This window comes from Prolixibacter sp. SD074, from assembly GCF_009617895.1.
Lineage (GTDB): Bacteria > Bacteroidota > Bacteroidia > Bacteroidales > Prolixibacteraceae > Prolixibacter.
Genome location: NZ_BLAW01000001.1, coordinates 1386789 through 1410162, shown reverse-complemented (window position 1 = coordinate 1410162; position 23374 = coordinate 1386789). Strand labels below are relative to the sequence as shown.

Sequence of the window (23374 nt, the reverse complement as noted above, 5' to 3'; positions counted from 1 at the left end):
TAGTGTCGGTTTACGTCAATGGATTTATTTCAAATCATACAAGTTCGTCACCGTTACATCGGTACCCTTATTAAGCAGCTTTGCCGGCATGGTGCCCGATTTCAACATGGCTGCCGAAGTTCCGGTACTTCCGGTTGAGAGATAATTAAGCGCTGCTTTCAGACATAATTCGTTCGGATCGCCGAATGGGTATTTCACGTCTTCGTAAACCGTATAATCGACTGGAATGCCGTCGAAATAATCGCTGTAACCGGCACTGTTGACGTTGCGGAAACTAATGGGGGCAATCGCCAGATTGTTTTGATTATCCTGAAAAATACTCATCCCTACGGGTTTCCCCAATGTTTGTGTCCCGATAAGGGTAACGGGGTAAAAAGGCATTAGTCCGGCAATTACCAGTTCACTGGCCGAGGCAGTCGATGAAGAGGTGATGATAACAATATTGTTCAGATTCAGACTATTCGGTTTTTGATGAATCTGGTTTCCTTCGTTGGCATCGGTATGTTTGTCGTTAAATTCCTGTTGGTTATACGTTTGATTATTGTATTTATCACCGGCGATGAGACTCATCAATGAATCGGCTGTTGTAAGCAAGCCTCCTGTGTTGTAACGAAGGTCAAGAATAAGGTTGGAAACTCCATCTGCTTTGAATGTGGTAAAAGTGGTATCGAGGTCAGCAACGGAAGGCTCAAGGAAATCTGAAAATACGAGGTATCCGGTTTTCTCCCCGTTCGTGCCGTAAACGTGGCTGTATTGGACGGTGTTCATCACCACATCGCCTTTCGAAATACTCAATGCTTTGTATGTACTATCCGGTAGAACAAATCCGAAAGTAACCTGGTCCCTGGCCAATTCCTGGTTGATGGCATCGATACTCATGTCTTTTACCAACTGTCCGTCAAGCGATCGTATCATCCAGCCCCGGGCTACGCTGTCGGCACCCATAGGGCTGCTATTGTAAACATAAGCAATGCGTAAACTGTCGGACAAATCGAATTTGAAACCGGCGCCCCAGCCACCCGATTGGCCGCTTTGGAGGAGCGCCATAATTTGATCCAGCGGAGCCGCAAAGCTCCAGTGATCCTTACTGTAGCGAATGTCATCGATGTATTTGGACGGATCGGTATAAGTGGATAGATCCACGTCCGGCATATCTTTGTACCACAGGTACCAATCCTGGAAAAGGTTGGCCGTGTTCTGTACGCCGGCATCAACTACAGCGGGTGTGGGCGCCGGAGTCGGAGCCGGCGTGTCATTTTTCTTACATCCTGATACGGCGATTGCAGCAACAAGGAAAATTGGTAAAATAAATTGTAATTTTTTCATATATGGGGAGGGTTTGAAAATTTTATCGATTTTTACGTCTGTCTAAAGGAATTGTTTTGCGTTTAACTTTTTTTACCTTTTTCTCTACCGGATATTCCATGCGAACATGATAAATGGTCAGCAACTTTTCCAGGAAAATTTGCTTGAGTAGCGTGATGTCCTGGAAGGTGAGCGGCGCATAATCCAGCTGTCCATCCTTTATCTTTGATTTGAATATTTTGTCAATCAAATCAGAAAGCGATTCGGCATTGATGTCCTTCAAACTTCGGGATGCCGCTTCGATACTGTCCGCCAGCATAACAACAGCGGTTTCGCGTGTAGAGGGAACCGGTCCCGGGTAGGTAAACTTTGATGGATCGATATTTTGTTCCGGGTTTTCATTTTTCGACATCATATAAAAGTAGCCGGTTGTGGTGGTCCCGTGGTGTGTCCGGATAAAGTCAATGATCATCTCCGGGATTTTGTATTTCCTGGCCAACGTCACACCATCAGCTACGTGGCTCATAATTACCCGCGCACTCTCTTCCAGCGACATCTCTTCGTGCGGATTGATACCCTTTGCCTGGTTTTCGGCAAAGAAATGTGGCGCTTTGGTTTTACCAATATCGTGGTACATCGCACCTGTTCTCACCAGTAACGGATTGCCTCCGAGTTTGGTAATGGCATCTTCGGCGAGGTTGGCAACCTGCAACGAGTGTTGGAACGTTCCGGGCGCTTCTTCCGCCAGTTTACGCAGAAGGTTCTGGTTGGAGTAGGAAAGCTCAATCAACGTCACATCCGATACAAAACCGAAGGATTTTTCGAAGATATACACTAACAGGTAGGTAATCAAAGTCAACACGGCATTGCCTACGAACCAACGCAGCTGCATCCATTCAATGGCATGCCAGTTTCCTTCCTGAATAAGGGAAATACCAATATAAGCAAATACATAGGTCAACAGAATAAACACGGACGTAATAACAAGCTGTCCCCTTCTCAGCAGTTTATCCTGGCTGATGACCGCAACTGTTCCGGCCAGGATCTGCAGCAACACAAATTCGTAACCGTTGGGTACCATAAATCCCACAATCAGTGCGGCAATGGTGTTCACAAAAATAGCCAGCCGGGCATCCAGGAAGGTCCTGATGGTTAAAGCCAGAACCGTAAACGGGACGAGGTAAACCATTTGTGGGTTAGTGGATACGACCAACCGGCAAAAATAAATCATGACGACCGTCATCAACAGGGTGAAGGCAATGTCCCGTTTCGAATTCAGTAATTCGCGCCGAATATTGAATACGAAGAGAAAAAGCACCAGCATCAAAAGAATGATGAACATGCCTTTTCCGGCCAGCACTCCATAATATTCGGTAGCGTTACCCAACCGGTTTTCGTAGGCTTTTTGCAACGATTCCAAAATCCGGTAGGTGTCGGGAGTTATCAGGTCGCCCTGCGAAACAATACGTTCGCCTTCCTGGACCATTCCGCGCGACGTCGAAATATCATCAAGTAACTTCTGTCGTTCAAAATCGGTTGTTTTTGCATCGAATACCAGGTTGGATCGAAGGAATACTTCCGGATGTATTTTTACCAGTAAAGGCTGCCACGAGGGATATTTTTCAGCAAGTTGCTCCTGGCCCGAGGAAAGATAATTGTAAGCGGTTTTTAATGAAAATACGGAGCTTAACGGTGTTTTACGCCCAACGTGATCTTCTACAAACATTAAGTCGCTTTTCCCTTTCAGCGAAGGATAATCGGAAATACTCTGTTCCAGAATACCCCGTTTAAATACTTCCTGATAAAGATTTACCAGTTGTTGCCTGATACCGGCCTCAGAAATAGTTTTTGATTTGATATTGAGTGATTGTCCCAACTCGTCAACCTGGTTTTTTAGTTTGCCGATTTGGTCTTTTCCTATTGAATCCTGATACGTAAAATAAGGGAGTTGGGCATTCAATACCGAATCTCGTTCTGTTTTTAATTCATCGTCACTTTTAAGAATGGCAAAATCGAAAGGGGCAATCAGGGTTTCATGCATCCAGGGACGTCCCTTCTGAAATTCATACTTGAAGCGGGCTTCTCCGGGAAGTGCCAGATAAATCAGGACTGTGGTTATGACAAATAACGCAACCACGAAAGTGGTGTGCCAGAATGATTCTCTGGATTTTAGTTTATTTTTTACATCCATGTAAATAAGTCTCTTTTCCGTTCCTAAAAATCACGATTCGATAAAATTTTTATCTTTGGGATTAGTACCAAAAATAATAATAATTTTGATGAGATACGGAATCTCCAATCTCAGTATTATCCCGGTCCGGACGGAGCCGGCCGAGAAGAGCGAAATGTGTACGCAAGTTCTTTTTGGTGAACATTACGCCATTTTAGAAGAGACTGAGAAGTGGGCCCGCATCCGGAACGGGTTCGATGGATACGAGGGATGGATTGACCGGAAAATGGTCAATGAAGTGGACAATGCACTTATATCACAACTGCAGCAACTTCCTGCAGTAGTAACAACTGATGTATTCAATATTGTTCAAAGTTCGGATAGCTACAATAATTTTTTGATTGTTGCCGGCAGTTCTTTACCCTTTTATAATCAGGCGGATAAAACCTTTCGGATTGACGATGCGTTATATACCATAAAGGGAAATGTAACCGTTGAAACTTCTCCCGCTGTGCGGCCTACAATTATTGAAAATGCACTGAAATATTTCAACGCGCCGTATTTGTGGGGAGGCCGTTCACCCTTTGGGGTCGATTGTTCGGGTTTGACACAGGTCCTGTATAAGATGGTGGGAATACCGATTCCGCGCGATGCATCGCAGCAGGTCCATATCGGCCAGCATCTCAGTTTTGTAGATGAAGCGCAGCCGGGCGACCTGGCGTTTTTCGATAACGACGAAGGAGCGATTACACACGTTGGCATCATTTGGGAGCGGAATAAGATTATTCACTCTTCCGGGAAAGTGCGAATCGATAACGTCGATCAGTTCGGAATTTACAATACAGAAACCCGAAAATATACGCATAAGATGCGCCTGATGAAGCGAATCATCGATGGTTAACTCAAAATCACATCTATGGGCCATTTGCATGTCATTGGATACATTTTTGCCATTATTGTTGTGGCTTATTTAATCTGGCTTTATTCCCGAAAGAAAAAAGAGGAGTGAGTAGTGGTGAGATGGCGGAAATTTTTTGAATCTTTGTTTTGTTTGGATTATTTGTAGCGGGGAGCAATTTTCATCCCCGAAATTGATGAATTTTACCCTCCGGTTAATTTTGTAATTATATGTCCTACACCTATCAATATCCCCGTCCGGCAATAACAGTTGACGCTATTGTAACAGCAGAGCGTAACGGTGAGCAGTGGGTACTGCTTATTCGTCGAAAAGCAGACCCTTTTGAGGGGAAATGGGCGTTGCCCGGGGGATTTGTGAATATGGACGAAACGCTGGCTGAATCGTGTCAGAGGGAACTGGAAGAAGAAACTGCACTAACCGGGGTCGCGCTGAAACAGTTTTATACTTTCGATGCAGTCGATCGGGATCCTCGTGCCAGAACCATTTCAGTGGTATTTACCGGGCAAATTCCCGGGCCTGTCCCGGTAAAAGGCGGCGATGATGCATTGGAAGCGGAGTGGTTCCCCATTATTTCGTTACCGGAAATGGCGTTCGACCACCGCGAAATCATTCAGAAATTTGTGATGGAGATAATTTAAGGCTTTTGGTTATATCAGTCCTTAAAGCAATCTTCAAGAATACCCACTGATTCGGGGCCTTCGTTAAAAAATAAGTCGATGATGGAAAGATTGGGATGAAAGTCGAATTTTTCTTCGAAAACCTGCGTGTACGGTTCAGGAGAAAAGTGGGGGTCGGGCTTGCCCTTTTGCTTTTTGGGATGGATCACCTCGCGTAAATCGAGCATATTTCCCATTTCCTCTTTTATGAACTCAGTTGACCGTTTTATCCGGGCATCGATTTCCAGCAATTCCATTACCTTTTCCTGTATTTCCAGATTGAAATCTAACAGGTACTTCCATTTCTTTTGGTGAAAAAACGGGGTCAGTTCACCCTGGTAATAAGGGAAAAAAGGGGAGTTGTTATAAGCCGAAACAATCGTTCGCCAGTGAAGCCGTTGCCAGTCTTCCGCATAAGCAATACGGACATCTTTGGTTTTTACTTTTAATTCCGGGCCTTTATCAACCGGGATACTTAGTGTCAGTGGTCCGTTCCCACCCAAAATTTGGCAGCGGTTGCGGTACGTTTGTTTGGGGTAGTTTTCGTGTTGTTCAATTATTATTTCGGGGTAACGAAGCAGTTTTGAATAATACTGTACAGGTCCCAGGTAAGCTGTGGAGAGTAAAGCAGTATGTATTTTGGTCATCGGAAAATATTCGTTAATCGTCGAAGAATGTGCTGTTGGTATCGCCGCGAATCAGGTCGCCCTCATCTTTCTTTTTCTGTTCTTGCTTTCCCATGTTTTCCAAATCCTGACGGTACTCCAACAATTGTTCTTCCAGTTCGTCAATGCGTTCTTTTAATTTGCGGTTATCCTTTTTTAAACGTTGTCTGGCTGGATAACTGGACAGGGCGCTTAACATCACGCCAATCAAAATCGCTGACAAAAGAAGTAAAACCAGGGGAATCTCCGGTATTTGCCAAACCAAAAATTTTATTGAAACACTGATCGCATTTTGCAAGGCAAATACAACCAGTATGATTCCGAGAATAAGTCCGGTGACTAAACCACGCTGCATAATTATCAGGTTTTTCGTTACTCTAAGATACAGCTTTCAGCCTACTTCGTAAAAGAAGTACATCGTTTGTGCAAATTATTTTTTACTTGTCAGATCGTTAGGACATAAAAAAAAGCCAGCAAATAAGGTACTGGCTTTTTCAGGAATAATTATGAATAAGTTTGTTATTTGACTTTTTTAAAGAACCGGTCCCATCGGATGTTGGCAGGGAACGATTGGTCTTTATCAAGCGATAACCAGATGAAGGAAGCTTTTCCCACTACATGATCTTCCGGTACAAATCCCCAGTATCGCGAGTCGGCCGAATTGTGCCGGTTATCACCCATCATCCAGTAATAGTTCATTTTGAATGTGTATGAATCAGCTGGTTTATCGTTAACGTAGATGGCGCTGTCCTTTACGGCCAGTTTATTCTTCTCGTAAACGCGAATAATACGCCGGTAAAACGGGAGATTCTTCAACGTGAGGTGAACAGATGCGCCTTTTTTCGGAATCCAAACGGGCCCGAAATTATCGACATTCCAGGGATAGTCCTTCGGATCGAACGGAAAAATGTTTGGATCGGGACGACTGGCCGGCATATTCATCCGTTCAACGGAAATAACATTGCTGAATTTCTTCAGTTTTTCCACGTTCTCATTGGTTAGCGGGAACATGTATTGTGCCCCGTTCCGGTGACGGTCTGCCTTGGAAATATGAAGTCGATCGAGAGCTTCCGGATTAATCGGTGTCCCGTCCGTGGTGACAATGTAATCAAACTGAAGTCCGGGGATGCTGATTTGCGGCTTTCCGTTAACAAAAACCTGGGCATTGACAATTTTCAGCGAATCGCCTGGAATGGCCACACAGCGTTTAATGTAATTTTCCCGCCTGTCGACCGGGCGATAGATGATGTCGCCAAAGGTACGCTTGTCATTCCAGACCCGTTCGCGGCCATACATCCTGACGAGCTGATAGTAGCTCTGTGCCTGCATGTTGACTGCTACTGTATCACCTTCCGGGAAGTTGAAAACCACCACATCGTTGCGATGAACATGGCTAAACCCGTTCAAACGATGATATTTCAACTGAATGGCGTCGGAATAGGATTTCACCGTTTTGGTCAGTGGCATGGTGTGGTGTACAAACGGGAACGAAATGGGTGTGTTGGGAAGTTTCGGCCCATAGGCTGTTTTGCTGACAAATAGATAATCGCCAACCAACATGGTTTTTTCCATGGAAGAGGTGGGGATGGTATAAGCCTCAATAAAAAACATCCGGATAAAGGATGCCGCAATGACCGCAAAAATTATGGCATCCACCCATTCAACAACTTTTGTTTGCTTGCCATCCGGCGGATTTTTCTTTTTCCAGAAAGCCCAATGTACTTTTTTCGTGATATAAATATCGAAAATCACGATCAGGCCGAAGAGCCACCAGTAAATACCAAGCCAGATGACCCACAGGGTATACACTAAAGCTACGACGGCGAATTTAAACCACTTGTTTGTCAGAATATTTCTCATTCGAAAGTGCGTTTATCTTACAAAATATGATGAAATGTAATTATGATAGTTTAGGCCAATTCGTCAAGCAGGTTTTTTATGGATAGGACACCTTTCCGGCCCTGGCAGAATTCAGCTGCCAGCACTGCTCCAAAGGCAAATCCCCTGCGACTTTTGGCACTGTGTGTTATTTCAATATAATCGACTTCAGAATCGTATTTCACGGTGTGTATGCCTGGGACTTCGTCCTCCCGGATGGAGCTAATGGGCAATTCAGCCGCAGATTTTGGTTCATCGCTGGTCCACGAATCAATTCGCTTCACTTCGCCGATAATATCTTCGGCCAGTGAAATGGCCGTACCACTTGGCGCGTCGAGTTTGTGTGTATGATGGACTTCAGTCATGCTAACATTGTACTGGTCGAATGCATTCATCATACGTGCCAGTTTGCGGTTCAGTTCAAAAAAAAGATTGACGCCCAGGCTGAAATTGGATGCATAAAAAAAGCAGCCTTCTTTTTCATGGCAAGCTTTTTCTACTTCATCTTTGCGCGATAGCCAGCCCGTGGTGCCGCTGACTACCGGAACGCCGGATGTAAAACATAACCGGTAATTGTCGACGGCAGAAGCAGGCGCCGTAAATTCGATGGCAACGTCGGCTTTTCTCAGGTTCGCTTCCGTTAGAGCTTCGGTATTGTTTACATCAATTTTCAAAACAATCTCGTGGCCGCGGCTAATGGCAATCTCCTCAATTGTTCTCCCCATTTTACCGTAACCGATTAGCGCAATCTTCATATAAAATTTTTTTATTGAATTGGTATGTATTCTGTTTCAGGAATTACAAATATAAGATTATTGAGGAAAAGCATGCGTGAATTATTGTTAAGGTGGGAATGGTTTCGTTTAGATAAGATGCGTGTTGGAATAAATGACCAGACTAGTTAATGACAAAAAAAGGGAAGCTCGTCCGGAGCCTCCCTGATATCTGAGTGTTTATTTCACCTAATCCGAAAAAAAATTATTTTACCTTCTCAACAATGGCCGTGAATGCAGCCGGATGGTTCATCGCCAAATCGGCCAGCGCCTTACGGTTGATTTCGATATCGGCTGCTTTCAATTTACCCATAAACTGTGAGTAGGAGAGTCCTTCCACGCGGGCAGCAGCGTTAATACGCTGAATCCACAATGCGCGGAAGTGGATTTTCTTTTTCTTTCTGTCACGGTACGCATACTGAAGACCTTTCTCGTATGTGTTTTTAGCAACCGTCCAGACATTTTTCCTGGCGCCAAAGTACCCTTTGGTCTGGCTCAGGAGTTTCTTGCGGCGCGCTCTCGATGCCGCATGATTTACTGATCTTGGCATAATTTATACAATTTGAATAATGGCGGATTTTTTGTTTCAAAACCACTTAGTTGCTCATCATCCGGTTCGTAACTAATATTTTCTAATTTCTGTTCAAAAGGATTGAAATCCATTATTTCATCGCGAGAAGCTTTTTCACGTTAGCCTTGTCAACGTCGGCTACGGTACCCCAATAAGTGAGGTTACGCTTCTGTTTAGTCGTCTTCTTAGTCAGAATGTGACTTTTATACGCGTGCTTCCTTTTTATTTTTCCACTCCCGGTGAGTTTGAAACGCTTCTTAGCACCGGGATTTGTTTTCATCTTAGGCATTACAGTCTAATCTTTAAATTCGAATTACTTTTTCTTCTTAGGCGAAATAAACATGGTCATTCGTTTTCCTTCGAGTTTTGGCATCTGCTCTACAGCGCCCAACTCTTCCAGATCTTGCGCAAACCGCAGTAACAAGATTTCCCCCTTTTCTTTAAAAAGAATTGAGCGACCTTTGAAAAACACAAACGCTTTGACCTTTGCACCTTCCTGAAGGAATTTTTCCGCATGCTTCAGCTTGAAATTGTAATCGTGATCGTCGGTATTCGGGCCGAATCGAATCTCTTTAACAACTATTTTCGTCGCTTTAGCTTTCAATTCCTTCTGTTTCTTTTTCTGCTGATAGAGAAACTTCTGATAATCGGTGATACGACAGACCGGTGGTGCAGCTTTCGGGGAAATTTCTACCAGATCAAGCTCGAGTGCATCAGCCATGCGCAATGCTTCCCTGGTGGGAAAAACTCCCGGGTTTTCTATATTTTCACCTACCAATCGAACTTCCGGGACGCGGATATGGTCATTGGTCCGGAAACTCAGTTTGTCTTCTCTTTTTGGCCTTGGGCCTCTGCCTCTTTTTACTGCTATGGCTAAATCCTCCTTTGATTAATTAGTACTACGGTTAACTATAAAAGGCTGACAATTGTTCGCGGACTTCTTTATTTACAAATTCGGCGAACTTGTCAAGTTGCATGGTTCCTTTATCACCTTCTCCCTGACGGCGAACAGAAACCGTATTTCCTCCCATTTCTTTTTCACCAACGATGAGAAGATATGGGATACGTTTTAATTCGTTGTCACGGATTTTTCTGCCAATCTTCTCGTTACGTTCGTCAATTATGGCGCGAATATCGGAATTATTTAAGTATTCTGAAACTTTTTGAGCATAATCATTATACTTTTCGCTGATGGGCAAAATAACCACTTGCTCAGGGGTTAACCACAACGGGAACTTACCGGCAGTGTGCTCAATAAGTACGGCAACAAAGCGTTCCATCGAACCAAAAGGTGCGCGGTGAATCATTACCGGACGGTGGCGCTTGTCGTCGGCGCCGATGTACTCCAGTTCGAAGCGTTCCGGCAGGTTGTAATCCACCTGGATGGTTCCCAATTGCCAGTTCCGACCCAAAGCATCTTTAATCATGAAATCAAGTTTGGGACCGTAAAAGGCTGCTTCGCCCAATTCGGTTACGGTATTCAGGCCTTTCTCGTCGCAGGCTTCAATGATGGCCCTTTCCGCTTTTTCCCAGTTTTCATCCGAACCGATGTACTTTTCTTTGTTGTTCGGATCGCGGAGTGAAATCTGGGCGGTGTAATCTTTAAAGTCAAGCGCTTTAAATATAATAAAAATAATATCGATAACCTTAAGGAACTCTTCCTTCAACTGGTCAGGACGGCAGAAAATATGAGCGTCATCCTGGGTAAAACCACGTACACGGGTCAATCCATGCAACTCGCCACTCTGCTCATAGCGGTAAACCGTTCCGAACTCAGCCATCCTAACGGGAAGGTCTTTGTAGGAGTGCGGTTTGCTGCTGTATATTTCACAGTGATGCGGACAGTTCATTGGTTTCAATAAATACTCTTCGCCTTCAGTCGGGGTATGGATCGGCTGGAACGAATCGGCGCCGTATTTTTGGAAGTGACCGGAAATTTTATACAGGTTCACATCACCAATGTGGGGAGTAATTACCTGCTCATAGCCGAATTTCTTTTGTACCTTTTTAAGGAACTGCTCCAGTTGGTCGCGCAGAATGGCGCCTTTGGGCAACCATAGCGGCAAACCAAGTCCAACGCGTTGTGAGAAGGTAAACAGTTCCATCTCTTTCCCGATTTTGCGGTGGTCACGTTTTTTTGCTTCCTCCAGCATCTCCAGGTATTCTTCCAGCATTTTCTGCTTTGGGAAAGTAATACCGTAAATACGGGTCAGCATTTTGTTTTTCTCGTCGCCACGCCAGTAAGCGCCGGCAATGCTGGTTAGTTTTACTGCCTTGATATAGCCGGTATTGGGCAAGTGTGGCCCACGACAAAGGTCGGTGAAATTACCCTGGTTATAGAGCGTAATGGTTCCGTCTTCCAGTTCCGAAATCAGTTCCTGTTTGTACGGATTGCCTTTTTCGGTATATATTTTCAGCGCATTGGCTTTGGAAATCTCCTGACGAACAATATCATTTTTCTCCCGGGCCAGCTCAATCATCTTCTTCTCAATCTGCGGAAGATCTTTGTCCGAAAGAACTTTTCCGTCAGCAAGGTCAACATCGTAATAGAATCCGTTGTCAACAGTCGGGCCAATTCCGAATTTCGTTCCCGGATAGAAGGACTCAATTGCTTCCGCCATCAGGTGAGCCGATGAGTGCCAGAATGTTTCTTTTCCTTCGCGGTCGTCCCAGGTATGCAGCTTAATACTGGCGTCTTCGTTAATCGGACGCGTCAAATCCCAAACCTGCCCGTTTACCGATATGGACAGGACATCTTTTGCCAGCCGGTTACTAATGGAGCGGGCAATCTCAAAGCCGGTTACCCCAGGTTCGAATTCCTTAACAGAATTATCCGGAAGTGTAATTTGTATCATTTGTTTCTCTGTTTTCTTCTCAGCGAGCAAAGATAATCATAATCCCGACACACATAAAACTGTACTCCCGCTTAATTTTATGGTTTCATGAATTTTATTCCCTTGCCTACAACATATCCGAATGACGGTTGAATTTTTATCTTTGAAGATTGATTTAACGAAGGGGACGATTTTAAGCCCGAAAGAGTGATTTATTTTGGAAATAAGTAAACAGATATAAAATTCATTAATCAAAAAACATTATGCAGAAACGAAAGAGTCTATTTTTTCTGGCGCTTTTAGTGGTTATGTTTATTCCCCGGGTTCAGGCGCAGAAGATTACGCTGGCCGATGTAGTGTCGAAGGGAACTTTCCGGCCTAAAACGGTTGAAGGTTTGCGTTCGATGAAGGATGGCCTCCATTATACGGCCCTTGAAAAAGGCGGAACGGAAATCGTTAAATACAGTTACAAAACCGGTGAAAAAGTAGCCACTGTACTAACTGTTGCCGATCTGAAAATTGATTCCCTGGAACACATTACCGGTTACGAATTCAGCTCCGATGAATCGAGGGTCATATTAATGACTGATAAGCATAAAATTTACCGTCGCTCGTTTACTGCACAATACTATGTGTATAATTTTACCACCAGGGAAATCACTCCGCTATCTACTAAAGGTCGCCAGCAGTTGGCTACTTTTTCGCCGAATGGCGAACGGGTTGCTTTCGTGCGTGGCAATAATCTATTCGTGAAAAGCCTCCGTTTTGGTACCGAACGGCAGGTAACCTTCGATGGAAAGCGTAATCATATCATCAATGGGGCACCGGATTGGGTATACGAAGAAGAATTTGAATTTAACAAAGCATTTGTGTGGTCGCCAGACAGCAAGAAGCTGGCATTCATGAAATTTAATGAAGACGCTGTTCCAACCTACAGTTTCCCGATGTACAAAGGCGAAGTCCCGGCCCACATGAAGAACCGCCTGTATCCACATAATTACACGTACAAATATCCGAAGGCTGGCGAGCCTAATTCCACGGTAGAAGTGTATGTGTACGATATAAAATCAAGGACAAGTATCGATGTAGATTTGGGAACGGAAACCGATCAATATATTCCCCGCATCCGCTGGATACCGAATGCCAGTGAATTGGCTGTTTTTCGGGAGAACCGGTTGCAAAACAAACTGGATGTGTTGTTTGCGAATCCGTTTTCAGGCGATGCCCGTTTGGTTTACACCGAAAAGAATGATCGCTACATTGAGACGGACTTTTTGGATAACCTGAAATTTTTGCCGGACAACAAACACTTTGTGATTACCAGCGAGCAGGATGGTTACAATCATTTGTACCTGTACGATTTTAGCGGTATCAAAGTAAAAAGGCTGACGGATGGCGATTATGATGTGACTAAATTTTACGGCTACGACCCGGACCGGAATTTGTTTTACTATCAGGCGGCAGCCGAATCACCGCTCCGCCGTGAAGTATATGCAGTTAGTCTCGATAAGAAGAAAAAGTACAAACTGTCGAAAAAAGAAGGGACCAACGATGCTGCTTTCAGCAACGGCTTCAAATACTACATCAACTATTTCACGAATGTGAATACTCCAATGTACGTTACGCTTCACGATTATCGTGGAAAACTCATCAGGGTACTGGAAGACAATGCTGCATTGAAGCAGAAACTGTCCGACTATCAGATTCCCCGGAAGGAATTCTTCACCTTTAAGGATTCGGGAGGCGTGGAATTGAATGGCTGGATGATTAAGCCGCTCAACTTTAATCCGGATCAGAAATATCCGGTCGTGATGACGCAGTACAGCGGTCCGAATTCGCAGGAGGTGCTCGATAAGTTTAGCGTAGACTGGTATTCGTTCCTTGCACAGGACGGCTACGTGGTGGCTTGCGTCGATCCGCGCGGTACCGGTGCAAGGGGAGAGGATTTCCGGAAATGTACCTATATGCAATTAGGTAAACTGGAGTCGGACGACCAGGTTGATGCAGCTAAATACCTCGGTTCGTTGCCTTACACCGATAAAAACAATATTGCCATCTGGGGATGGAGTTACGGTGGTTTCATGTCGGCGCTTTCGCTGGAAAAAGGAGCCGGTATTTTCAAGGCAGCCATTGCTGTAGCACCGGTAACCAACTGGCGTTATTACGACACGATTTATACCGAACGTTACATGCGTACGCCGGAACAGAACCCAAATGGATACGACGACAACTCACTGCTGAACCACGCAGCCGAAATAAAAGGCAAACTGCTGCTGGTACATGGCTCAGCCGATGATAATGTGCATTTGCAAAATTCGATGGAGTTTGCGGAAGGGATGGTTCAGGCCGGAGTACAATTCCAAATGATGATTTACAATAACCGGAATCACCGTATTTACGGGGGGAACACGCGAATGCACCTCTATACGATGTTTACCGGTTTTCTGAATAGCAACCTGAAAAAATAAAAAAAGAAAACCCCGGTTAACTTCCGGGGTTCTTTTTTTTAATGCTGGCAAAAGCGGTTGATGTGCGGCAAATCGTTTTTAATAAACTTTTGTACCGCGGCATCAATATTGTTTTCGTCAGTGATGACAACCTCCACATTGTGGGCTGAAAAATCGTTGTACAAACGTTGGCCCATTCCTCCCGACAGAACAGCTTCGACTCCTTCTAAGGCTCTAAAAATATCCTCGTGCGAATGACTGTGGTTATGCTCATGCTCATGATGGTGTTCTTCATCGTGGTGGTGTTCATGCTCATGAAGATGCGGGGTGTCAAGACTAAACTCCTCTTTTGCATGGTTGGTGAAATCGTTGTCGCGGATTTCATCTTTCACTACCAGGTTGTTTTCTATCTCAACGATTTTGAATTTTCGGGTTTTACCAAAATGGCGCGAAATGGTTACGCCATCCATGGTTGGTACGGCAATTTTCATGATATTAAGTTATTTTAATTCCTGGTGAAACATTGTTTTCATTCAATTTCTGACATCATAAATGTGTCATGAAATTGAAGTGAACAAATGTTCATAAAAGATTGTGATATTTCCAAATAAACCAGTCAATTTTTAAGCAGGAAAGAAGGGGAAAATACGACTGGGGAAGTAAGTTTTTGTCCTTCTGGAAGAAAGATTGGAGATGTAGAAAAATGGCCGTATGTAGGGCGAAAATTTCGGATGAAAAGTTAGGAATAACTGAAAAATCATTTATATTTGCACCCGCAATTGCAGATAACACAATTGCCTAACGTTTTGAGAAAAAATAATGCCCAGGTGGTGAAATCGGTAGACACGCTAGTTTCAGGGACTAGTGACCGCAAGGTCGTGAAGGTTCGAGTCCTTTCCTGGGCACTTAAAGGCTGGCAATTATGCCGGCCTTTTTGTTGGGTACCTTCCTTGTGAAATCCGGATGGCTTCGTAAATTTACCGTTCAACGATATTGATAAAAACATTCTTGATGAAGCATATTTTGATTTTGCTCATGCTCAGTTTCACCTTGTTAGCCGGATGCAGCACGCAAGAAAAACTGACAAGAGCATATGAAGGGAAAAAGTGGGAACAGGTACAGTTGTCAGAAGGAAGGCCAACCCGCGTAGAAAATCGTGCCAACGGTGAAAAGGTAATGGTTTACGTTCGTGACAAGAATCTTGGAAAAGCCCAAATTAATACAGGAAATTTTCAGTATGATGAGTTTGCGAGTCCGCCGGCAACTAAAACGGAGACGACACGGTTTTATGTTTCAAAAGACGGGGTCGTAAAAAGGGTCGAATTCGAACGGGATTACGAGCGCTATTAGGCGAAAAAGTTACAAAAAAGGGGAGGTAAACATGTCCATGTTTTCCAAAAATTTTTACATTTGCAACCGCTATTGAAAAATGCCCGGATGGTGAAATTGGTAGACACGCCAGCTTGAGGGGCTGGTGCCGGTTTTCGGTGTGCAAGTTCGAGTCTTGTTCCGGGCACACCACATTTTTAAGCAAAAGTTCTTTATTGCTTTCGGTTATAACCATCAAACGAAAGTGTACATTCTGCCCAGATGGTGAAATTGGTAGACACGCCAGCTTGAGGGGCTGGTGCCGGTTTTCGGCGTGCAAGTTCGAGTCTTGTTCTGGGCACTTTGTGAGAGATCGTAAAGCTACAAAAATATTTGAATTCAATGATTTAGGTGCTTTTATGTTTTTGTAACAGATCCAAAATACTTTCAGGATTTATAGGAATCTTGCCATTTCGCTGGAACAGGTTACAGTCAATCCTTATTCAAAGTTCAAAGTTGGTCTGGAGGAGACGCATCGTGAAACACATTATTGCCGGTGCTGACGAACCAGAAGATGAATAGTTACCTGAAAGAGCTGGCTGATATTTGCCATATCAATAAGGATATAACCATGCATGTGGCGCGCCACACATTTGCGGCTTCAGTAACCCTGGGAAACGGAGTGCCCATTGAAACCATTTCAAAACTACTTAGACACAATTCTTTGAGAACAACCCCGATTTATGCAAAGATACTGGATGAGAAAATTGCAAAGGATATGGATGCTTCGGAGAAGAAGTTGCATTAAAATAAAAATTACCTTGGAAACAAAATATTGCAATCTGAATTAGTTTATAGGTATAGGCGGTTAAGCCACCCAATTTTTCTTGCTTTTGCTTCTTCCTTGTTTTTGTGTCTTCACTGCTATATCGTATCAAAAAAAAGGATTTCGATATGGCTTACAAACTTGATCCGATGGATTTAACTTCCCCGCACCCCTGCAGTTCCCCTTTCTCGAATTTCGCGATCATCTCGCCGGCAATGCTGATGGTGGACGAGTGGTTGGGCAGGTGGTCACGGGAGAACCAGGCAGCTTCTACAATCTCGTTGCCATCAACGCGGATGGGCTGGTGCTCGTCGGCCTCCGCCACAAAGCCAATCATCATCGAACCCGATAGCGGCCAGGGCTGGCTCTTGTAATACTGAATGTTTTTCACGTCGAGGCCCACCTCTTCCTTCACCTCGCGTGCCAACGCCTCCTCCAGCGTTTCGCCCACGTCTACGTACCCGGCAATCAGCGAGAACCAGTTGCCCCGGAAATTCGCGTTGCGGGCCAGCAGCAATTTATCGCTGCTCACAATGGCCACAATAATTGCCGGCGAAATCCTGGGATATATGGTGGTCTGGCAATTGGTGCACACCAGCGCCCGTTCGTTGTGTTTGTGTTCCGTCCGGCTCCCGCATGTCCCGCAGAAACGGTTTTGCGTGTACCAGTTTACCAGGTGCAACCCCGCAATGCTCACCCACGCGATTTCCGGCTGTTCAATCGTCCGGAAGAAACTGATTTCCTGGTAAGCAAAATTCGGTTCTTTCGCGGTCAGTTCATCCCATACCAGGAAACAGGGTACGTCATCCAGGGTAAACAGGAAGGTCCTTCCCGTCCGTTCCGAAATCCCCGGAAAGTCCTTTTTTCGCGGTAGCCCGAATGCCTCCCCGTCGGTCTTCATCAACAGGGAGTTTTCGTGGTAATGAAGGACAAAATCGTTTTCTCCGATCGGTAGGTTGGCGATATACTGATTATTGAAACGGTGGGGAAAAATATCCTGAATCATGTGATAAACCAATTTACATCAACCAGCAGGTTGATTGAATTTCCATCGGGCAAAGATAACCAGAATAACCTTTTACCCGTTAATGAAATGCAATTCCAACCGAAAATAACAACATTGCGCCCCCGTTAACGCCCCATCAATTCCCGGCCCCGAACAACGCGCCGTAGAGACGCCCCAATCTGCGTAATCCTGGTTCAGACAATTGAAATCCTCCTCCGGACCGTGCATTCGCAAACACGTACCATGGTATGTTTCTACACCTTTTTCGTCCAGTGGTAGTAAAAACATGTTGAGCATACATACTTTTTTGAGCGGCACACCCTGAAATATGTTCCGGGTACATACTTTTTCATGCGGGACTGACCTATTCTAAAAACGCTTTTGGGAGGTAATTGTCCGAATCGTAATCGGCATTGCTCCGTGTCAGGTAAAAGTATCAACATCAGGAAGATGTCGCACGGTTAATCGTCGAAAACGGACGATAATTACCGGATGCGTGTATAATTTCTCAACCCAATGCGTGCTTATTTGTTTAGGGGGGTGGTAGTTAATAGAGACGCACCATCGTGCGTCTCTATTAACTGTAAAGGAATAAAACGGTATGACAAAAGACTGGAACCCGGAATTGTACAACGACAAGCACGCATTTGTGTACCAATACGGACAGGGAATTCTCGGCTGGCTGGAACCCAAAGCAAACGAACGCATTCTCGACGTGGGCTGCGGCTCCGGACAACTCACCAGTCAGATTAAAGAAAGCGCTGCTTGGGTGGTGGGAATGGATTATTCGCCCGAAATGATTGCCGACGCGCGAAGCAAATATCCCGGCATCGCGTTCGAGGTTGGAAACGCGTCCGATTTTGAGTTCAACCAATGGTTCGATGCCATCTTCTCGAATGCGGCGCTCCACTGGGTAACCGATTACGAGGGAGCTGTTAAATGCATGTACCGCAACCTGAAACCGGGCGGCCGTTTGGTGGCCGAGTTCGGTGGAAAAGGCAATGTGCAACACATCGTGGGAACCTTGCGGAAGGTGCTGGCCAAACACGGTTATCACGAACAGGCCGAAAAGCAACTCTGGTATTACCCGTCGATTGGGGAGTATGCCACGGTGCTCGAAAAAGCCGGGTTCCGGGTAACCCGGGCCGAACATTTCGACCGTCCCACGGAACTGGCTGACCCGGATAAAGGTATCATCGACTGGCTGTCGATGTTTGGCAAGCAATTCTTCGACGGCGTGAGCGACGAGGATGCCGGAACCATCAAAGCCGAAGTACAGGAAACATTGAGGCAGGTTAGTTTTGCCGACGGTAAATGGTATGCCGACTACAAACGCATCCGCGTGATGGCCGTAAAGGAGAAAGCTGAAACCATCGATACCAAATAACAAACCATGGAGAGCATACAGCCATCATCCGGCGAACCGCTTCAGCCGTTTATTCCCGACGGACAGCCAGCCTTGTTGTTGGTGGTCGGCCTCACCACCGATTATTGTATTTCCACGACCGTGCGCATGGCCGGCAACCTCGGCTTCGACACGTATGTGGTAAACGATGCCACCGCCACGTTCCCCAAAAAAGGTTTTGATGGAAAAAGCTATTCCGCTGAAGATATTCACCAAACGGCGCTGGCCAGCCTGAACGAAGAATTTGCTACTGTATTGAATACGGAGGACATCATAAAAACATTCATTTAAAACGAAGGCCGGTCATTAAAAATAGTGAGAACGCCGGCTGAAATGAAGCGAAGAATATGAACAGACTTGTACCGATTAAGACCAAAGAAGACATCTTCCCGGAGTACCGGGATACGCCAATTGGTGATTTATTGGAGTACCACGATCTCAACCGGGATTTTGACTCCTACGATTCAGCACAGCTGCTGGTCGGTATGTGTATGGACAACCGGAAGCATCTGCACATCCCCGACAACTTCTCCTACATCATCAGGTCGGGTGGCGCCAATCTTCGTTACAGCGAATTTAAGGTATCGTATGCCATTGCGGTTGGAAATGTCCGTCACATCGCCCTCATCGGGCACAGTAACTGCGGAATGGTGAACCTGGCATCGAAAAAAGAAAATTTCATTGGTGGCCTGGTGGACAAAGCCGGCTGGGAACGTTCGTTTGCCGAAGAGCATTTCAATCAGTTCGCCCCGCTTTTCGAGATTGGCAACGAAATCGATTTCGTGTTAAGTGAAGTAAAGCGCTTACGCAACCGGTATCCGAAAATAATGGTAGCTCCCATGTACTACCGGGTGGAGGACAACAAACTCTACCTGATACGGGAGGAGTAAATAAACAGAAGAGAACCGTGGCGACAATACCGTAACTGCTACGCGGTATTCGTTCTCAGCGGCCTTTGCGTGAAATATTCGGTCTTAACATAAAATTTGTTAATGAAATAGATATGGGGAATAACCAGCCCGATAAATCCGTACATTTGATACGGGCAATGAGGTCTGCCATTAACCGCCACGCAAAGGCTAATGACTTCTGCAATTACTTTTAAAACTTAATGATATGAAAATTGCCAAAGTAAGAGCAATGGAAATCCTCGATTCAAGGGGAAATCCAACGGTTGAAGTCGATTTGAAACTGGAAAACGGAACGACAGGACGGGCCATGGTGCCCAGCGGCGCTTCCACCGGCGAACGCGAAGCTTTCGAAATGCGCGACGGCGACCTGAAACGCTACGGCGGAAAAGGGGTATTGAAAGCCGTTGAAAATGTGAACACTGTTATCGCGAATAAAACAGTGGGCCGCTGTTTCGGCAGCCAGCGCGAACTCGATCTCCTACTCCTCGAACTGGACGGAACAGCAAACAAATCGAACCTGGGAGCCAATGGCATCCTTGGCGTGTCGATGGCTTTTGCGCGTGCCATGGCTACCGCCACCAACACACCGCTCTACCGTTACCTGGGCGGCAGCAATGCCTACCTAATGCCCGTTCCGTGTATGAACGTCATCAACGGTGGCCGCCACGCCGACAACAATGTCGATTTCCAGGAATTCATGATTGCGCCGCATGGAGCTACTTCCTTCCAGGAATCCATCCGGATGGGCGCCGAAGTTTTCCATGCCCTGAAAGAGGTGCTGAAGAAGAAAGGATACAGCACCGGCGTGGGCGATGAGGGCGGTTTCGCTCCCGATTTGAAATCCAACGAAGAAGCGGTGGAGGTCATCCTCGAAGGAATTACTAAAGCCGGTTACCGGCCCGGCGACGACGTGAGCATTTGCCTCGACCCGGCATCGAGCGAGCTGTGGGAAGATGGTAAATACCGTCTCTTCAAAAGCACTAAAGAACTTATCACCAGCGATGACATGGTTAAACAGTGGGACAACTGGGCCCGTCAATATCCCATCGTATTACTGGAAGATGGTTTGGCAGAAAATGACTGGGAAGGATGGAAGAATTTGACACAAACCTTGGGCAGCCACATCGAGCTGGTGGGAGATGACCTCTTCTGCACCAACAAGGCTATCCTGGCGGAAGGCATTGAGAAGGAAGTAGCGAACTCCATCCTCATCAAGCTGAACCAGATTGGTACGGTAACCGAAACACTGGAAACCATCGAGATGGCGTACAAAAACGGGTACAATGCTTTTGTATCGCACCGGAGTGGCGAAACCGTCGACACGTTTATTGCCGACCTGACCGTTGCCGTGAATGCCGGACACCTGAAAACCGGAAGCGGCTGCCGGGGCGAACGCATTGAGAAGTTCAACCAGTTGATGCGCATCGAGCAGGAGCTGGTCGGCAGCGCTGCCTTTGCCGGCAAGAGCGCGTTCAAAAATGCGTAGCCGGATTGAATAAGAAAGTGATTAGTAACTATTGATATACCTAATCCCAACGAACGATGATAATCCCCTGATGGCTGGGCGCAGCTTTTTCAGGGGATTTCTCTTTTCTGCCCCGGGGCGGAAAAAGGCGGTGGCTATTTGATCATATCCTGCACAATAGGTTTCAAGCCGCTGAAGAAGAATTCCACCGCAATTACCATCACAATGAGCCCCATCAACCGCATGAGGACATTGTTCCCGGTGGGCCCCAGCTTCTTACTGATGCGGGTCCCGCTAACCAGGATGACATAGGTGAGCGCCAGGATGAGGGCAATAGAGCCTACCAGCACCAGCTTTTTCCAGAATGTAGAAGCATCTTCCATTAACACAATGCCGTTGGTGATAGAGCCCGGTCCGCTAATCATCGGAATGGCCAGCGGAGTGATGGAAATATCGTTCACATAAGCGTTGATCTCCGACTCTTTTTCACTCATCTTGATCTTTCCCAGCCGGGCCTGCAGCATATCTTGTCCCATCAGGAAGAAAATAACGCCCCCGACAATGCGGAAGCTGTTCACCGAAATGCCAAAGAACCGAAACAGGAGTTGTCCGGAAAACGCAAACACCAGGATGGTGATAAAGGCGACTACTACGGCTTTCCTCGCTGTTTTTCGTTTCTGCTCCTCGGAAAGCTCCGATGTCATCGATACAAAGATGGGCATGGTTCCCAACGGATTGAACAGCGTAAAGAATGAAGTCAGGGCCAGCAGGCCGAAGGAATAAATTTCCTGCATGAATTCGGGTTTTAAGTGTTCGGTAATCTGGCAGGAAGGTACGTATTCAAATAACAATAGTCAACAACACCGGTTATCCGGACAGAGCTGTTTTCGTGTCGTAAATAACGGTCCGGCACAAAAAAAACCGGAGAAAGCCGTAAAGACATTCTCCGGATTGGCAGGCCTGTAGCTCGGAACAGGCCGGTTACCGGTGTTGCGTACCTGCTCCCTGGGGGGATTGGGTACCGGGTGATTTGATACACCGGAAGCCAATATGGTTGGTGCTGGAATTTATCTCTTCTTTTCCGCGTGTGCCTACCATATATCGTGTACAATATTGATTCGTGCAAAGAAAGGAACCGCCCCGCTGCACCCGTTTGGGGACGCCGGGCTCCTGCGGATCGTTAGGTGCGTCGGGGCCTTGCGGATTATTCACAATATCGTTGGTCATGGCTATCTGCCGGTAATAATCTGCCCGGTACCAGTCGTGGCACCATTCCCACACGTTGCCGGCCATGTCGTACAAGCCGTAACCGTTCGCCGGATACTGTGCCACCGGGGCAATACCGGCGTACCTGTCAGCCGCGTCATCCGATTCGGGGAAATGGCCCTCGAAAATATTGGCCATCCATTTGCCACCGGGTGTTAGCTGGTCGCCCCATACGTATGGTTTCCCCGATAAGCCTCCTCGGGCCGCAAATTCCCATTCCGCTTCGGTAGGCAGTCGTTTGCCGGCCCATTTGGCGTAGGCTTTGGCATCGGCATAGGTGATATGTACTACAGGATAATTGTCCATCCCTTCGATATTGCTGTCCGGGCCGTAGGGATGTTTCCAGTTGGCGCCGGGAACGAAGCGCCACCACTGGCGATAATCGTTTAGCTGCACTTGCTGCTGCGGAGGAAAAAAGACAATGGAACCAGCCACGAGTTTATCGTCCGGAACACCAGGTAAATCTTCCGGTGTTGGTTTCTTTTCCGCTGTGGTAACGTAACCAGTCGCTTTCACGAATTGACGAAATTCGGCATTAGTTACTTCCGTTTTATCCATCCAGAAACCATCGACATACACCCGGTGAACCGGACGGGCATCGTTCATGGGCTCCTGTCCGCCATCCTGTAACGTGGTTGGATCGGTGGCTCCCATGGAGAACGTTCCGCCGGGAATCCACGCCATTCCATCAGGAGCTTTTCCCGGAGAAGTAGCCGGATTGCTAATGGTCGGGGCAAAGCCTTTGGCGATGGATGCTTGTGCGGTTTTATCTACCGAAATTAATTTCTTCTGCTTGGCTGTTTCTTCCGGGTTCTTATCGGTGACCCAATAGCTGATCACACCGAGAATCAGGATAGGCAATAGTAACAGTACCACCTTTCCCTGGTTGTTCTGCTTTATTCTTAGCGGATTATTTTTATCTACCGTCTGATTTGAGCTCATGTCTTTGGGCCATTGGTGAAGGTGCCT

The 23374-nt window shown here is 46.1% G+C and carries 23 protein-coding genes, 3 tRNA genes and 1 riboswitch; of the genes, 12 read left to right on the top strand and 14 right to left on the bottom strand.

Annotation, left to right across the window (positions count from 1 at the left end; all coding sequences use genetic code 11):
• Positions 1–24: 24 nt before the first annotated feature.
• Positions 25–1326 (bottom strand): S41 family peptidase, encoded by a 1302-nt coding sequence (locus GJU82_RS06225; RefSeq protein ID WP_153631355.1) that lies wholly within the window; start codon positions 1324–1326, stop codon positions 25–27.
• A 22-nt stretch (positions 1327–1348) separates the two neighbouring features.
• On the bottom strand, positions 1349–3496 hold the full coding sequence (locus GJU82_RS06220) for an HD family phosphohydrolase (RefSeq protein ID WP_153631354.1): 2148 nt from the start codon (positions 3494–3496) through the stop codon (positions 1349–1351).
• Positions 3497–3584: 88 nt separating this feature from the next.
• On the opposite strand from GJU82_RS06220, the gene GJU82_RS06215 reads away from it, so the two are divergent.
• Positions 3585–4376, top strand: coding sequence for a C40 family peptidase (locus GJU82_RS06215; RefSeq protein WP_153631353.1), 792 nt, complete (start codon positions 3585–3587; stop codon positions 4374–4376).
• A 227-nt stretch (positions 4377–4603) separates the two neighbouring features.
• Positions 4604–5032, top strand: a complete 429-nt coding sequence (locus tag GJU82_RS06205) for an NUDIX hydrolase (RefSeq protein WP_153631351.1) — start codon at positions 4604–4606, stop codon at positions 5030–5032.
• A 14-nt stretch (positions 5033–5046) separates the two neighbouring features.
• On the opposite strand, the gene GJU82_RS06200 is transcribed toward GJU82_RS06205, so the two are convergent.
• The 8 genes from GJU82_RS06200 to thrS all read right to left on the bottom strand — a co-directional run bounded on the left by GJU82_RS06200 (position 5047) and on the right by thrS (position 11792).
• The gene (locus tag GJU82_RS06200) at positions 5047–5697 is read right to left on the bottom strand and encodes a WbqC family protein (protein ID WP_153631350.1); all 651 of its coding nucleotides are present in this window, start codon (positions 5695–5697) and stop codon (positions 5047–5049) included.
• A 13-nt stretch (positions 5698–5710) separates the two neighbouring features.
• Positions 5711–6070, bottom strand: coding sequence for a lipopolysaccharide assembly LapA domain-containing protein (locus GJU82_RS06195; RefSeq protein WP_153631349.1), 360 nt, complete (start codon positions 6068–6070; stop codon positions 5711–5713).
• A gap of 164 nt (positions 6071–6234) precedes the next feature.
• On the bottom strand, positions 6235–7575 hold the full coding sequence (gene lepB, locus GJU82_RS06190; RefSeq protein WP_153631348.1) for a signal peptidase I: 1341 nt from the start codon (positions 7573–7575) through the stop codon (positions 6235–6237).
• Positions 7576–7625: 50 nt separating this feature from the next.
• Positions 7626–8348 carry a 4-hydroxy-tetrahydrodipicolinate reductase gene (gene dapB, locus GJU82_RS06185; RefSeq protein ID WP_153631347.1) on the bottom strand — a complete coding sequence of 241 codons (723 nt, stop codon included), beginning with the start codon at positions 8346–8348 and terminating at the stop codon, positions 7626–7628.
• Positions 8349–8571: 223 nt separating this feature from the next.
• Positions 8572–8916, bottom strand: coding sequence for a 50S ribosomal protein L20 (gene rplT, locus GJU82_RS06180; RefSeq protein WP_153631346.1), 345 nt, complete (start codon positions 8914–8916; stop codon positions 8572–8574).
• A gap of 112 nt (positions 8917–9028) precedes the next feature.
• A complete protein-coding gene (rpmI, locus tag GJU82_RS06175) occupies positions 9029–9226 on the bottom strand; it encodes a 50S ribosomal protein L35 (RefSeq protein ID WP_153631345.1) in 198 nt (65 codons plus the stop codon).
• Positions 9227–9250: 24 nt separating this feature from the next.
• Complete coding sequence (gene infC, locus GJU82_RS06170; protein WP_255474008.1) at positions 9251–9760, bottom strand: translation initiation factor IF-3; 510 nt, start codon at positions 9758–9760, stop codon at positions 9251–9253.
• Between the two features lie 82 nt (positions 9761–9842).
• Positions 9843–11792, bottom strand: a complete 1950-nt coding sequence (thrS, locus tag GJU82_RS06165; protein ID WP_153631343.1) for a threonine--tRNA ligase — start codon at positions 11790–11792, stop codon at positions 9843–9845.
• 242 nt (positions 11793–12034) lie between these two features.
• Between thrS and GJU82_RS06160 the strand changes: the two genes are divergently transcribed.
• Positions 12035–14239: a S9 family peptidase gene (locus GJU82_RS06160; RefSeq protein WP_153631342.1), complete on the top strand. Its 2205-nt coding sequence runs from the start codon at positions 12035–12037 to the stop codon at positions 14237–14239.
• A gap of 38 nt (positions 14240–14277) precedes the next feature.
• On the opposite strand, the gene GJU82_RS06155 is transcribed toward GJU82_RS06160, so the two are convergent.
• Positions 14278–14709, bottom strand: a complete 432-nt coding sequence (locus tag GJU82_RS06155; RefSeq protein WP_153631341.1) for a NifB/NifX family molybdenum-iron cluster-binding protein — start codon at positions 14707–14709, stop codon at positions 14278–14280.
• 330 nt (positions 14710–15039) lie between these two features.
• On the opposite strand from GJU82_RS06155, the gene GJU82_RS06150 reads away from it, so the two are divergent.
• From GJU82_RS06150 to GJU82_RS06130, 5 genes are all read left to right on the top strand, one after another.
• Positions 15040–15123, top strand: a tRNA-Leu gene (locus GJU82_RS06150).
• Positions 15124–15229: 106 nt separating this feature from the next.
• Positions 15230–15568 carry a hypothetical protein gene (locus GJU82_RS06145; protein ID WP_153631340.1) on the top strand — a complete coding sequence of 113 codons (339 nt, stop codon included), beginning with the start codon at positions 15230–15232 and terminating at the stop codon, positions 15566–15568.
• 81 nt (positions 15569–15649) lie between these two features.
• Positions 15650–15734 (top strand) — tRNA-Leu (locus tag GJU82_RS06140).
• Between the two features lie 68 nt (positions 15735–15802).
• Positions 15803–15887 (top strand) — tRNA-Leu (locus GJU82_RS06135).
• Between the two features lie 195 nt (positions 15888–16082).
• Positions 16083–16334: a tyrosine-type recombinase/integrase gene (locus GJU82_RS06130; protein ID WP_228488589.1), complete on the top strand. Its 252-nt coding sequence runs from the start codon at positions 16083–16085 to the stop codon at positions 16332–16334.
• Positions 16335–16485: 151 nt separating this feature from the next.
• Here the strand turns inward: GJU82_RS06130 and nudC are convergent, their stop codons facing one another.
• Complete coding sequence (gene nudC / locus GJU82_RS06125) at positions 16486–17358, bottom strand: NAD(+) diphosphatase (protein ID WP_153631339.1); 873 nt, start codon at positions 17356–17358, stop codon at positions 16486–16488.
• 601 nt (positions 17359–17959) lie between these two features.
• Here nudC and GJU82_RS06120 point away from each other — a divergent pair.
• The 4 genes from GJU82_RS06120 (at position 17960) to eno (ending at position 21160) form a co-directional block, all read left to right on the top strand.
• Positions 17960–18745: a class I SAM-dependent methyltransferase gene (locus tag GJU82_RS06120; RefSeq protein ID WP_153631338.1), complete on the top strand. Its 786-nt coding sequence runs from the start codon at positions 17960–17962 to the stop codon at positions 18743–18745.
• A gap of 6 nt (positions 18746–18751) precedes the next feature.
• Entirely contained in the window at positions 18752–19054 is a 303-nt protein-coding gene (locus GJU82_RS06115; RefSeq protein ID WP_153631337.1) for an isochorismatase family protein, read from the top strand.
• 56 nt (positions 19055–19110) lie between these two features.
• Positions 19111–19653, top strand: a complete 543-nt coding sequence (locus tag GJU82_RS06110) for a carbonic anhydrase (protein WP_153631336.1) — start codon at positions 19111–19113, stop codon at positions 19651–19653.
• Positions 19654–19798: 145 nt separating this feature from the next.
• A riboswitch (Fluoride riboswitch) is annotated at positions 19799–19862 on the top strand.
• A gap of 17 nt (positions 19863–19879) precedes the next feature.
• Positions 19880–21160 (top strand): phosphopyruvate hydratase, encoded by a 1281-nt coding sequence (eno, locus tag GJU82_RS06105; protein ID WP_153631335.1) that lies wholly within the window; start codon positions 19880–19882, stop codon positions 21158–21160.
• Between the two features lie 134 nt (positions 21161–21294).
• Here eno and GJU82_RS06100 read toward each other — a convergent pair whose 3' ends face one another.
• Both GJU82_RS06100 and GJU82_RS06095 read right to left on the bottom strand, forming a co-directional pair.
• Complete coding sequence (locus GJU82_RS06100) at positions 21295–21933, bottom strand: MarC family protein (protein WP_153631334.1); 639 nt, start codon at positions 21931–21933, stop codon at positions 21295–21297.
• A gap of 187 nt (positions 21934–22120) precedes the next feature.
• A complete protein-coding gene (locus GJU82_RS06095) occupies positions 22121–23347 on the bottom strand; it encodes a formylglycine-generating enzyme family protein (protein WP_153631333.1) in 1227 nt (408 codons plus the stop codon).
• Between the last annotated feature and the right edge of the window lie 27 nt (positions 23348–23374).

Bases quoted from the DNA above. Each gene is read 5' to 3' on its own strand.
- GJU82_RS06225 (WP_153631355.1), bottom strand. From the start codon at position 1,326: ATGAAAAAATTACAATTTATTTTACCAATTTTCCTTGTTGCTGCAATC.
- GJU82_RS06220 (WP_153631354.1), bottom strand. From the start codon at position 3,496: ATGGATGTAAAAAATAAACTAAAATCCAGAGAATCATTCTGGCACACC.
- GJU82_RS06215 (WP_153631353.1), top strand. From the start codon at position 3,585: ATGAGATACGGAATCTCCAATCTCAGTATTATCCCGGTCCGGACGGAG.
- GJU82_RS06205 (WP_153631351.1), top strand. From the start codon at position 4,604: ATGTCCTACACCTATCAATATCCCCGTCCGGCAATAACAGTTGACGCT.
- GJU82_RS06200 (WP_153631350.1), bottom strand. From the start codon at position 5,697: ATGACCAAAATACATACTGCTTTACTCTCCACAGCTTACCTGGGACCT.
- GJU82_RS06195 (WP_153631349.1), bottom strand. From the start codon at position 6,070: ATGCAGCGTGGTTTAGTCACCGGACTTATTCTCGGAATCATACTGGTT.
- lepB (WP_153631348.1), bottom strand. From the start codon at position 7,575: ATGAGAAATATTCTGACAAACAAGTGGTTTAAATTCGCCGTCGTAGCT.
- dapB (WP_153631347.1), bottom strand. From the start codon at position 8,348: ATGAAGATTGCGCTAATCGGTTACGGTAAAATGGGGAGAACAATTGAG.
- rplT (WP_153631346.1), bottom strand. From the start codon at position 8,916: ATGCCAAGATCAGTAAATCATGCGGCATCGAGAGCGCGCCGCAAGAAA.
- rpmI (WP_153631345.1), bottom strand. From the start codon at position 9,226: ATGCCTAAGATGAAAACAAATCCCGGTGCTAAGAAGCGTTTCAAACTC.
- thrS (WP_153631343.1), bottom strand. From the start codon at position 11,792: ATGATACAAATTACACTTCCGGATAATTCTGTTAAGGAATTCGAACCT.
- GJU82_RS06160 (WP_153631342.1), top strand. From the start codon at position 12,035: ATGCAGAAACGAAAGAGTCTATTTTTTCTGGCGCTTTTAGTGGTTATG.
- GJU82_RS06155 (WP_153631341.1), bottom strand. From the start codon at position 14,709: ATGAAAATTGCCGTACCAACCATGGATGGCGTAACCATTTCGCGCCAT.
- GJU82_RS06145 (WP_153631340.1), top strand. From the start codon at position 15,230: ATGAAGCATATTTTGATTTTGCTCATGCTCAGTTTCACCTTGTTAGCC.
- nudC (WP_153631339.1), bottom strand. From the start codon at position 17,358: ATGATTCAGGATATTTTTCCCCACCGTTTCAATAATCAGTATATCGCC.
- GJU82_RS06120 (WP_153631338.1), top strand. From the start codon at position 17,960: ATGACAAAAGACTGGAACCCGGAATTGTACAACGACAAGCACGCATTT.
- GJU82_RS06115 (WP_153631337.1), top strand. From the start codon at position 18,752: ATGGAGAGCATACAGCCATCATCCGGCGAACCGCTTCAGCCGTTTATT.
- GJU82_RS06110 (WP_153631336.1), top strand. From the start codon at position 19,111: ATGAACAGACTTGTACCGATTAAGACCAAAGAAGACATCTTCCCGGAG.
- eno (WP_153631335.1), top strand. From the start codon at position 19,880: ATGAAAATTGCCAAAGTAAGAGCAATGGAAATCCTCGATTCAAGGGGA.
- GJU82_RS06100 (WP_153631334.1), bottom strand. From the start codon at position 21,933: ATGCAGGAAATTTATTCCTTCGGCCTGCTGGCCCTGACTTCATTCTTT.
- GJU82_RS06095 (WP_153631333.1), bottom strand. From the start codon at position 23,347: ATGAGCTCAAATCAGACGGTAGATAAAAATAATCCGCTAAGAATAAAG.